The sequence below is a fragment of the Flavobacterium piscis genome, assembly GCF_031457575.1.
In the GTDB taxonomy this organism is placed as follows: domain Bacteria; phylum Bacteroidota; class Bacteroidia; order Flavobacteriales; family Flavobacteriaceae; genus Flavobacterium; species Flavobacterium piscis_A.
This window is the reverse complement of sequence record NZ_JAVDWQ010000019.1, coordinates 101,191-112,510: the sequence shown is the minus strand read 5'-3', so window position 1 is coordinate 112,510 and position 11,320 is coordinate 101,191. Positions and strand designations below refer to the sequence as shown.

11 protein-coding genes are annotated in these 11,320 nt (G+C 31.2%); 2 read left to right on the top strand and 9 right to left on the bottom strand.

The window, feature by feature from the left end; translation table 11 throughout:
• Window positions 1-198: 198 nt before the first annotated feature.
• The 3 genes from J2W48_RS20355 to J2W48_RS20345 all read right to left on the bottom strand — a co-directional run bounded on the left by J2W48_RS20355 (window position 199) and on the right by J2W48_RS20345 (window position 3,489).
• Window positions 199-762 (bottom strand): DUF6252 domain-containing protein, encoded by a 564-nt coding sequence (locus J2W48_RS20355; RefSeq protein WP_310283687.1) that lies wholly within the window; start codon window positions 760-762, stop codon window positions 199-201.
• Between the two features lie 559 nt (window positions 763-1,321).
• Complete coding sequence (locus J2W48_RS20350) at window positions 1,322-2,641, bottom strand: hypothetical protein (RefSeq protein ID WP_310283684.1); 1,320 nt, start codon at window positions 2,639-2,641, stop codon at window positions 1,322-1,324.
• Window positions 2,638-3,489: a M12 family metallopeptidase gene (locus J2W48_RS20345; RefSeq protein ID WP_310283681.1), complete on the bottom strand. Its 852-nt coding sequence runs from the start codon at window positions 3,487-3,489 to the stop codon at window positions 2,638-2,640. The genes J2W48_RS20350 and J2W48_RS20345 overlap by 4 nt, the downstream gene beginning before the upstream one ends.
• A 310-nt stretch (window positions 3,490-3,799) precedes the next feature.
• On the opposite strand from J2W48_RS20345, the gene J2W48_RS20340 reads away from it, so the two are divergent.
• Window positions 3,800-4,549 carry a hypothetical protein gene (locus tag J2W48_RS20340; protein ID WP_310283678.1) on the top strand — a complete coding sequence of 250 codons (750 nt, stop codon included), beginning with the start codon at window positions 3,800-3,802 and terminating at the stop codon, window positions 4,547-4,549.
• A 79-nt stretch (window positions 4,550-4,628) separates the two neighbouring features.
• The gene (locus J2W48_RS20335; RefSeq protein WP_310283675.1) at window positions 4,629-5,276 is read left to right on the top strand and encodes a hypothetical protein; all 648 of its coding nucleotides are present in this window, start codon (window positions 4,629-4,631) and stop codon (window positions 5,274-5,276) included.
• A gap of 36 nt (window positions 5,277-5,312) precedes the next feature.
• On the opposite strand, the gene J2W48_RS20330 is transcribed toward J2W48_RS20335, so the two are convergent.
• From J2W48_RS20330 to J2W48_RS20305, 6 genes are all read right to left on the bottom strand, one after another.
• A complete protein-coding gene (locus J2W48_RS20330; protein ID WP_310283672.1) occupies window positions 5,313-5,846 on the bottom strand; it encodes a hypothetical protein in 534 nt (177 codons plus the stop codon).
• A 33-nt stretch (window positions 5,847-5,879) separates the two neighbouring features.
• Window positions 5,880-6,116, bottom strand: a complete 237-nt coding sequence (locus J2W48_RS20325) for a hypothetical protein (RefSeq protein WP_310283670.1) — start codon at window positions 6,114-6,116, stop codon at window positions 5,880-5,882.
• A 19-nt stretch (window positions 6,117-6,135) separates the two neighbouring features.
• On the bottom strand, window positions 6,136-7,476 hold the full coding sequence (locus J2W48_RS20320) for a DUF4238 domain-containing protein (RefSeq protein WP_310283668.1): 1,341 nt from the start codon (window positions 7,474-7,476) through the stop codon (window positions 6,136-6,138).
• Window positions 7,477-7,743: 267 nt separating this feature from the next.
• Window positions 7,744-8,700, bottom strand: coding sequence for a hypothetical protein (locus J2W48_RS20315; protein ID WP_310283666.1), 957 nt, complete (start codon window positions 8,698-8,700; stop codon window positions 7,744-7,746).
• On the bottom strand, window positions 8,697-8,957 hold the full coding sequence (locus J2W48_RS20310) for a hypothetical protein (RefSeq protein ID WP_310283664.1): 261 nt from the start codon (window positions 8,955-8,957) through the stop codon (window positions 8,697-8,699). The genes J2W48_RS20315 and J2W48_RS20310 overlap by 4 nt, the downstream gene beginning before the upstream one ends.
• A 19-nt stretch (window positions 8,958-8,976) precedes the next feature.
• Entirely contained in the window at window positions 8,977-11,259 is a 2,283-nt protein-coding gene (locus J2W48_RS20305) for a C40 family peptidase (RefSeq protein WP_310283662.1), read from the bottom strand.
• Window positions 11,260-11,320 lie beyond the last annotated feature (61 nt).

Below are 11,320 nucleotides of genomic sequence, written 5' to 3'. Positions count from 1 at the left end.
TTACCGTAACTCCTTTTTGCATAAGATTTAGTTTTGTAAAACTAAAATATGAAAATATTTCAATGAACTTATGTCTTCCGAACACCTATGTTTTATAAACTTATGTCTTCCGAACACCTATGTTTCGAAAACCTGTCGGGTTTAACTAACATACATCCATAAAAAAAACCGAGTCTACAATGATGATTCGGCTTTTTACTACTCAATTACTTTAATAACCTTATATTGCAAATTTTTAAAGACTCCATTTGTAACATCAAAAACATTAGGAGTTCCTTCTTTTATCTTTGAATTATTAGCTTCTTTTTCAGACTTAAAGCTAAATGTTCCTGACACTGTTTTTTTATTAGCATCCATAGCCGTAATGATTATTTTACCAGATTTTGGCATATGTTCTGTTAAAGAAGAACCACCCGGTAATAAATAAGTATTAATAAACAAGGCATCACTAACTTCATCACCAGTGGGGTCTTCATAAAAATTATATTCCCTTAAGGGCATCGCATCACTGGTAATTAATTCACTTTCACAAGCTAACATAAGCATTTGTGAGTCATCCTGAATGTTGATTTCAAACCTTTGACCGCTTCCAGCAGTCCAAGTGAACGTGACACTATTAATCTTTGTTGATTTCCAGTCTTTATCATTAATAGTTGCTGAAACTGAGTTGTTTTTGTTACTATTTTTGTCATCATCATCATTATTACAAGCTGTAAATAAAATAGATAATATAACTAATCCAATGCTTAGATATTTTTTCATAATTTTTATATTAGTTTATTTTCAAATTTAATATAAAAACAATACAATTAAGGAAATTCTTATTTTAATATAATAACGATATTTTTACATAAAAAAAACCGAGTCATTTCTGACCCGGTTTTCATTATTCATCATTTGCAAAGAAGCACAGCAGTACGTCTCTACGAGTAAATTATTTTACTTCTTCCAAAATAACAATATCTGATTACCAATACATTATGAAACAATGGTACAAATATGGAACAAATTAATATTTTATTTCATGAAACAACATATTTTTTAGCACTCACAACTTAAGAAGTAGTTTTGTAAGTAACCTATCATTATTAGGCCCTTCTCAGGCCAGAATCCTAAAAAAATTTAATTATGTCATTCGGTCTATTACAGTAATATGAAGATCATGGAAAAGATCGAAACATCAATTACCGATCTTTAGATAGGAGAAACATGCTGGATAAAGCTACCTTGTTTACTGATGAAGTAAAAAGAGTTAACAAAATTAAATTATTAAAATTATATACGTTTGAGAGTAAAATTAATTAGGGAATAAAAACATAAGTTATAGCTTGAATGTATATCCCACAGCAATAAACCCTGCAACTTGAAGTTTTTTTACCGTAAGTTCTTCAGGTTTATCTGCTAAATCAACGCCAATATCATACCCATTAGCCTTTCTATCCACATTTCCTGCAATTCCACCAAAATCCAACGTGATACAATGTTTTTTTCCATATGAAAATCCTGCACCGAGGAGCAATCTAGCCCTAACATCGTCATCTACTGAAATTCCTGGACCAACATTCAAATGAAGACCTAGGGCATTCTTAAGTTCTATCCCCGCTCTCAACATCGCTGCGATTCCAATTTCATTATCTAGCTGATCTTGCTCTACCACTTGGTAAGTATTTAATGAGTTGATAGTTGTAGTTTTTACTGAGTAACGACTCTGCTTTAGATTTGAATAATAAAATGATGTTCCAACAGACCAATATTGTTTGGAGTGTAAAGGAAAAGTAAACATCATCTGTTCTTCTTGCACAGCAATTGTTGAGTCTCTCGGCTGAAACTTGATGTTGACTGTTGTGCGCTCTCCTGAGAATTGAATAGGAAGTGATATAAATTTATTCTGATTGTGATTCAAATAAAGTACTGACTTAATTAGTACACTAACTTTGTCGGCAGATAATGTCTCAAGCAGTTCTTGGTTTTTTGCGCTGACTTTTTCAAAATCTGACTCGATACCTTCTAATTTGCTTTTATATCCAGAATTGTTTTTTAAAAAATCTTTAGTTTTTTCATCTTCAAGAAATTTTTTAAAACTATCTAAATGTCGTTTTACGTCCTTTTGAAGAATATTAATTTTATCCCGCAGATCAGTAAAGTCTTTTAGTCCCTTCACTCCATCATATACACTCCCAACACCTGTTATTGATAACTGTTCGATCTGGTGCTTGTAAAGCTGAAATTTTAGAGTTTCATAATCATTAACCAACTTTAAAAACAAAGCTTTATCTTTCTCAACTATGGCTAGATATGAATTAATTTCTGTAATTACTTTTACTGACACCTTAGTTCCTGCTTCAGGTATTGCTGCAGCAGCTCCTAAGTTTGTAAGTCCGCTTAAATCTATATCAGAAAATGTTGGGATTTTAAGAGCCTGACTTAACAGCGTATCCTTGGAATTAATAATTATTGAGTATAAATTTGGATTTATATCATCAACTTCTATTTTATACCAATCCCCTGTTGCTATTCTATCAGGCAAATTCACAATATTTTTGCGGTCTTTAAAATTGATCTTAATAGTATGAATATCTTGAGCATATAAAAACTGACAGCAGCATACTATAACGATTAAAAATGGTAATTTTTCTTTCATATTTTTGGTTTTTTAGGAAGGCATTTTATTCTTACGCCACGTTTGTCAAAACAGCATTCTTCAAAAAACTGCATGCATTCGGTTAAAGGATATAGTTTTTTAATAATAAGCAGATCCTCATCCGATAAGGTATGATTCCATTGTACAGGACAGCAATTATTTTTAGTTAGAGTTGCATCAATAGCATAATGCATAATAGATTTAGGATCATAAGCCAGACCATTGAGTGTCGTTTTATCGTAACGATTAAATATATTGAGATCAACTTGCTCACGTGACCATGGCGGATTTTGAGTTGTCTTATAGTAGTCATAGACTTTCTCTGGATCCCATTGGATATTAGCGTCAGGATGCTGCTGTTCATGGATAAGTCCTAATGCGTGTCCAAATTCATGTAAAATTACCTGCCGAATTTCCTGATCTGACTTAGAACGATCGATCCATCCCAGCCTCATCGTTGGTTCTGTTAAAGGGATATTTTCAGCATCACTCCCTATGTATGAATTTGAGCCTCCTGGTTCAAACAAAATTCTTATATCGCCTTTTTCAGGGCTATTGGAATTAAAATATAAAAACTGAATTTTAGAAAGTCCTTCTTTACTGTGTTCGGATGAAAGTTCCCATTGTTTTGCATAAAGTTTAACACTAGACTTTTGAAAATCAGTTCCATTTAAAAATTTGACTCTTAATCGTAATGGCAAACCAACATCTGTAGACCATAAAAACCGTGATTCTCCAGATGCTTCGGGTCTTTTGAGCTTTTCGTACGAGTGGGCCTTTTCAGAACGAAGCTCTGTACAAAAGTTTATTTCGGGACTATCTTGTTTCTGTTTTTTAAAATATAACAAAAAAATTGTACTTATTAAGTATAAGCATAAAAAAAACAATAAGAGTGGTACTGTACTTTTTCATAAGTTCATGTTTCTAACCAAATTTAATAAAATCAAAATAAAAACTCACAAGTATAATTACCTGTTTTTCAAACACGTAAACGCAAATCAGGCAATACTAAAAAACATTATAGAAGAGAATTAATTTAATTGAGGTAAGTGATTATTTTGAATAAAAAAAGCGTTAAATTTCTGAGATCTTGCTCAATATTAAATCTTTTATCCAATTTATTTTTTTTGACTTTTTTATTTAATTAAATAACCAATCATGGAAGACATTACTCCACAAGAAAATAATTTAGCCTCAAATAAAACTGATCTAGCCGCAACAATTGCAAAAACAACTTTGGGAATAATTCCCTACGCTGGACCTTTCATAGGAGAAATAATAGGAAACATTATTCCAAATCAAAGGATAGATCGCATTGCAAAATTTTGCATTGAATTAGATAAAGAAATTAAAGACCTGCCAATCGAAATTATCAAGTCTTTACAAGAAAATGAGGAATTTATCGATTTTCTAGAAGAAAGTTTTCTGCAAGCTTCTCGTGCTTTTACCGAGGAAAGGCGAATGTATATTTTAAAAATTGTCATTAATGGTGTTAAAGCTGAAAATGTAGAAATTATACAATCAAAACATCTATTAAAAATCCTTAATGAACTAAATGATATTGAAATTATCTGGTTAAGATATCATCATAATTATTATGACGCCAGAGATAAGGAGTTTGAAGAAAAACATAAAAATATATTAGAAAAAATTTATGCATACGTGAAATGTGATGACGAAACTCTAATAAAAGCAGCAATCCAGGACAGTTATTTAGAACATTTAGAACGACTTGAATTATTAAATACAAAAATAAAAATAGATAAAGATAGTAATCAACCTCGATACAATAAAGCAACTGGTCAACCAGAAACAAGCCATACTAGAATAACGACCCTTGGAAAGTTACTTTTAAAACAAATCGGTTTAATTGAAGAACTTCAAAGTAATAATTCCAGTATTTTTTAGGAATGTGGCGAAATAGAAAAATTAGCTGTTAGATAAACCAGACATCCTAGTTAGGATGTTACTGCCTTAAAACATTATAATGAAAAACCACCTAAAAAATTTAAATAGAAAAAAAATACAAAATCTTAAGAAAACTCATGCAGCCAGGCAAGATTGGAATTCTTTACGCGAACTTTCAAAAGATATTTTTTTCCAAATAAAAACCACAGCTCGCAATGTTAAATATTACGACTCTCTATATATAATTGATGATCAAGATCCAATGCTCCAAAGAACCAAGAATTTCTCTAATTTTATCCAATTTTATTTGGGAAAGAGACCTTCTGGCAGATTTTATCACGAATTTAACGAAGAAGGACAATTAATAAATAGCGACCTTGAGGTCATAAACGGTGGTGCATTCATAATTTCACAGACACCAGAGGGCAAGGTAAAGTTTGTATTTATTCCAGATACAATCGAAAACCAACAAAATCAGCAGCCTGTAATTCTTTCCGTTTTTAAAAACCCAGGTAAAGTTAAATATCATCATATTAAGGAGGCAGCTGAAGATTTTTTAAGTTACATACTATTAACAAGCCCTGATTACATAACTACTAATCTAGAAAAACTTGAATTATATATGATTACTAAAAAATATAAAAAAGATATTATACCTTCAATAAAATTATTATTTACAGTTGGCCTGCGAATAATGTCATTTTCAAAAGGAATTTTTATCACTTAAATTTTGAAGAGATCTGGAATACTATTTTTTATAATCCTAAAGCGCGCTTTTCTTGATTAAATCTATTGCTAAATTATATGCAGATATGTATTTTTCAGGTGAACTTCTAATTAATTTTTCAGTATTTTTCATATGATCTTCTGTACTGAGAAAATATTGATCTATACCATATCTTGCCAGAATATTTGTTAGGGGCTGTTTCCCCCAGACATGTTCGGCCTCACCATCTGGATGTATATTTACTGTATGACAATATCCAAGCTCACCAAGAGCAAACTCCTCAGTAAATCTTGTTACAATAATTGACGTCGCCGGAAGTTTCTCTAAATCTTGTTTTGCATGTGCAAAAATTACACACCACCCAAATGAAAAATTACCTGCTAAATGAGCCGGAATTTTAGGATTGAGTCTTTTTGGTATTGACTCCAAAAAATTTAAATTATTAAGAAGAGCATTTTCAGCAATTTTGATTTTATTTTCGTCTGCTTTTACACGGAGAGGTAACCTCTTAAGATCATCCTCGCTATAATATCTAGTAACTACTCCGCCTTGACTGCTCGCCCTTTTCATTACTATTGGGTTAATTGTGTTATTGCAAAATTCTTATAAGTCATGAATGCCATTAAAATCAATAGCTAAATTAGCATCTGTTCCAACATAGGCACGAAGTGATTTCATATTTTCAGGCAAGTCATCCTGAGTTTTTCCAAACCAGTCAACGTGAAGAAGCCATCCAGTAATTCTGGCCAATGCTATAGCAAAGTTTACGCCATTATTATTTTCCCATTCAACTATTAAACCCTTGTCAAATCCTCGTTCATTTTGCCTGTCATTACTCATAAAGTTTTTTTATTAATAGTTATATTTTTATTGTTCGTATAAAATTTAGAATTCTGCGTAATCCACTTTGCTTAAATTTTACCTCTTTTTTCATCTTTTCATTTCTTATCAGCTCAAAAATTTGAAACATTTTTTTATCTGCATAAGTTAACTCATATAAATTATCCTCTTGATCAATAATGTTTATTTCAGGTTTTCCAATTGCCCATCTTAAAGACTGATCACTATACCATTCTGCTCTTTCATAGGGAATATCATCTAAGACAGTTGAAAGCAAAAAGCTTTTTTCGCATTTAAATTCTACTTTTTCCTGAGAGGCGCTAATAATTTTTACCGGCAGCATATTATGATCCTTATTTCCAAATATAATCACTAAATCACCCATTGGTAGATTTTTGTTTGGCGGAGGCCCCTTTCCCATCTCCCCCAGCCTTACAGTTGTTTCATTAAACTTAATTTTGGGATTGTGTGAAATTATTCCTTGTATTAAATTGGAAACATCACTAGTACTATATATAAAACGATATGACTTTAATACTTGAAGGCTATTGTAATATTTAACGTGATTTAGATCATCTAATATTAAAGTATGGTCTTCTTCAAGTGCTCTTAAAAATTTTGTAGCCTCGATATCTAAAGTTCCTAAATTATCCGCTATCTGCAATTTATTTATTATTGTAGGGCAACAAAAACCTACTAAATATTCAGGACTTATAGGCAGGTATATTTCAATTCCCTTTTCAAAAATTCCTAGTCCTCCATAATCAAAATTATTATCAAAAACTACAGGAGTGTCCGATATTAAAAATGGAAGCTCTGTCTGGTTTTTAATTAAATAGATACCCATAGTAAGAAGTGAACGGATTTCTTTTTCAGTATCAAAGGCACCCATAATTGAAAAAGCTTTAATTTCCTCGGAAGTTAACCTTTCATGACCATTGGTATAGTTGCCTTTTAAGTCCTTAATTGCTTTTTCAATTGTATTATAAATTTCTCTGTTAACATAATCCATTGTTGATCTTTCAAGCTTAGTTCTTCTCAACTGATTTACAGTTACTAAAGCTAAAGACTCAAAATCATCGTAATCAAGTCCGTCAAACGATCCTTGCTCAATTATTTTTCTTGTAAGTTCTGCATATAAATTATCTGTTTTTTGGAAAAGATACTCAAGATTAAACTCCTCGGTATCTGTTAGGATAGTATTATAGTCGTTTTCACTGCCACTATTTAATATTGAGGAAGTATAACTTTTTTCAGTCTGCTTATCAAAAACATAAATTTGTTTTCCTTTTGTATCAATACTAAATCTTCGCAGAACAAATTGAGGCAAATAATGATGTTTTTTTGATTCATTTGTCATAAATAAAGATATTAATTAAACTATTTCGTAACATAATAGCGAAGGCTATTCAAAACATTAAACTAATATTAATTCAGAATTTCTACTTCTTTTTTATAATTCCTAATTCCAATAGTATATCTCTTTTCATTCTGCTGAGAAATCAACGAACACAAGCCAGAAGTTTATGCTACACTAACATAGGCCAAGCTTTTATACGAAAATTGCAATATATTGTAAGCCAAATTGGTTTTGCTTTTTTAATTAACAATTAATGTTACTTTTAAATTATTCCTCACCAGGTAAAGAAATACCATCACCATCTATTTTTGCCTGTTTCCATTGTTTTTCAAACTCTGGAATATTATAATAATTTTTAAGTTTAAACTCTTTACTATATTTGTTATCAGAATCGTTGTATTCTGCAAATTTCCCCATAAAATCTACTGTACGATACTCTTTTGCATGGCTGTAAATAAAGCTATGTATTCGGGCTATTATCTCGGCTTTTTGCGAAAAAGTGAGTTCAGTATTACTTCCATCACTCAATAACCAATCTATATAATCATATCTTACAAACTCATAAAATTGTGCTGCTTTTGCATCATCTTCACCTAATATATTTAGCAACTGTTGGTCGAAAACTATTTTTTCATCGCACTTTATGTTATAAATAATTTTGTTTACTTCATCTATATTTTTATTAGTAAATTCTGTTTTATCAACAATCCATTTTACTAATTCTTTATCCTCATAATAACCAAAAGTAGTTACCAGACTTCTCATGAAGTTTTCGTCATTTAAGATTAACCATTTAAAATGAGCTCGGCTGTCATTGAATAAGTACATATTACGAGCAACGAGGGTTTGAATATTTTTTTTGCGCTGTTCGTTAAGATTTGGAATTTCTTTCCATTTTATTATATCAACTGGCTCCCCATTTATTGACTTCTTTTTCTCTATTTTTTCTTCTTTATTATAAATATCAGGATAGTCAGTTTTATAATTTATAAGTTGTGGTGTAAAAAGTGCTTCAAGTATTATATTATTTTTTAAATCAATAAAAAGTGGATTATTATTACTCACTGTATAATTAATATCTAACTGATATTTTATATTCTCTAATGGACAAGCAAACTCTACTAAAAAATTAATATCTTTTTCTGTAATTTTAAAATTAAAAATTCTAGATAATTTATTTTGAAAATTTTCATTATTTAATACTTTATAATTATAGCTTTTCAAAATATCAATTGATATTTTTTTATTACATCATAATCTTCTTTCTTATAATTGTAATCACTTTGCATATCAAGTCCAGCTTCTTTTATAGCATATCCATGCAATACTTGTTGTTCAATAATTTTTTTTGTAGTATCTATTGAATTTACATTCATATCGTTTGCCTTAGTAATTTGTAATTTTGTTGATTCTTTACTTTCTTCTTTTTTACATGATAAAAAAATAGTAAACAGCACAATTATTATTAATATTCTTTTCATCTTTATTTTATATTTTTTATTACTCAGTATCACCTTCTACATATTTTATAGCATTTGGGCTTAAATCTTTAGGTTCTATTTCTTCAAGCGGCAGTAAATCCCCTTCATAATCAATAGGAAAAATACAATACGAATGTACTTTAGTTTTAGGCGCAGTCCAAAATCGTAATCCATTAGTTTGATTTCCTCCTAATAAAATATAGTTTTTTGAATCACTTTTATCAATACCAACAATAATAGTTGTATGACCATCATTGTGCCATTCGACAATTCCCCCCATGTACATCTCTGTATATTTTTTTTCCCACTTTTCAGATGTTTCATAAGGAGCCCCGTCTTTTCTTTTTACTAAGCTTTCTTTTCCATGCCAAATTGCGCCAGGATCTGGCTGATATTTATACCCAGATGTGCTTAAACAATATGCAACAAATGCTCCACACCAAGCTGAATTTGCACGAGTAGCATCACTTTCACTTCCACATCTTTTCATTTTTGCATTATCTGTACTTTTGTGATAGGTATCAATAATATATTGGCAGTGGGTAGACTCCCTAATTATTTTAGTTTCTTCTTCAATTGCAACTGTTACCCATGGCGGATACTTGCCTGACAATCCAACTTTTACTTCGTTTTTACAGCTTCCTCTAAACATTTCATTTCTCCCAGGTTCGTAATGATCTTCCGTTACTACTTTGGTTACTTCCCACATATAGGTTTTTCCATTTACAAACCCTCGTCTGGTTTTGTAGCTTTGGGTAGAGTAATGCCAAGCCTCTCTTGAGTTTTCATATTCACCAGTTTCTTTCATGAAAGGAGAATTAGAAGCATATCCATATTTTGTAACCCAGGGGTATTTTGTTATGTTTACTTTTCGTTTTTCTAAACTGCTCTCTATACCATTATCTGGAACTGCTATACTTTCATCAAATACGATATAGTTTGGTTCAGAACCATGACCAACATGACTAGGTAAGAGTACTTGCAAATAAAAATCTGTAAGCGTAGTCATTTTATCTTTATTTTGTTTAAGGTATTTTTCAACATATTCCATTTGCTTTATAAAGCTCATTTCTCCCAGCGCATCATATGATGTGCCTAATGATTGAGCTGTAGTAGCACTAAACTGAACTAAACCTATATATTTGGCTCCAGACGAACTTACTCCTTTTTGAGAAGGACTAAATGTTTTTCCTGTTTCTAAATGCATAACTGCCATAAGCATACTAGCCTTTTCTATTTTATTTTCTTCTCCCCAGATGTTGGCACAAACTTCTAAAACTTTTTTTCTTTCGTCACATGTTATTTTTGAACTCCAATAAAAATTGTTGTCTTTACAAGCGCAAACTTTGCTTGCTTGAACCTCCGCCATCTCCAAATCTACCATTACAGGAACAGTACAATTTTCAATAGCTTCCTCGGTTAAAATACCTTTTTCGACTATTAAAGCTGTGTTTTTAAAACAGATGAGTTGTTTACGTAAGGCTATTTTTTCTTCTTTGGTAAAAGAAGTTTTATCTTGTTTAACGGCTTTTACGCCTATGGTTTTCATATCAGGACTTCTTACCAAGCTTGCATTTGGGAAAGGCATTTTTGCTAATTGATCATCAACAAAAATATAAACTTCTTTTTTGTCATCGTTTGGATCTTTTACTTTTCGACTTACTTGTATACTAAAACGTACAGGATTGGTTTCTGCATCTGTCAGGTATTTTTCTTCGGCTGTAAAAGGGAGTTCTAATAAGCCGTTACTACCCACTTTTTCTTTATATTCCTGAATGCTTTGCAGTACTGTTATGATGCCGTCTTTTTCTTCCATACAATCAGAGTGTACCAGGCTCATGACATTAACTTTTAATTCCTCTTCCTGCATATTGACAGTATGCACCCATATTTTATGGGTTTTAGTTTGGTGTGTAAGGGTCTGTTGTACACCTTTACCGTCTTCTTTAGCAAAAAATATTGATTTTATTTTTTTTTCACTGGTTACTGCAAGTTCTTCGTTACTGTCTAATACCTCTATAAATTTTGTCCCCACTACCGGTTTGCCGTTTTTTATAGCCATATCGTCGGGCAAGGTTACTGCGCCCTGGCTTCCTGTGGGCATTTCTACGGTAAAAATCAAACTTATATTGGGGTTTGGTACTTCGGTTGTTGCGGGCAGCGCTTTTTTTATTTTTTCTTTATACTTGTCATCAGTAGTGATTTTAAACGAGCCAACACCTTTGTCGTTAAGAGTTATCTTTTTTTCTTCTAGCATGTATGTTGCCGGTTCTAAATAAAAAGATCCGCCTTCTCCTCTCACCCACAGAAATCGTTAACTTGTTGTAAAGCAAATCGTTTTTTCTTTTTTATTTACAAGTATG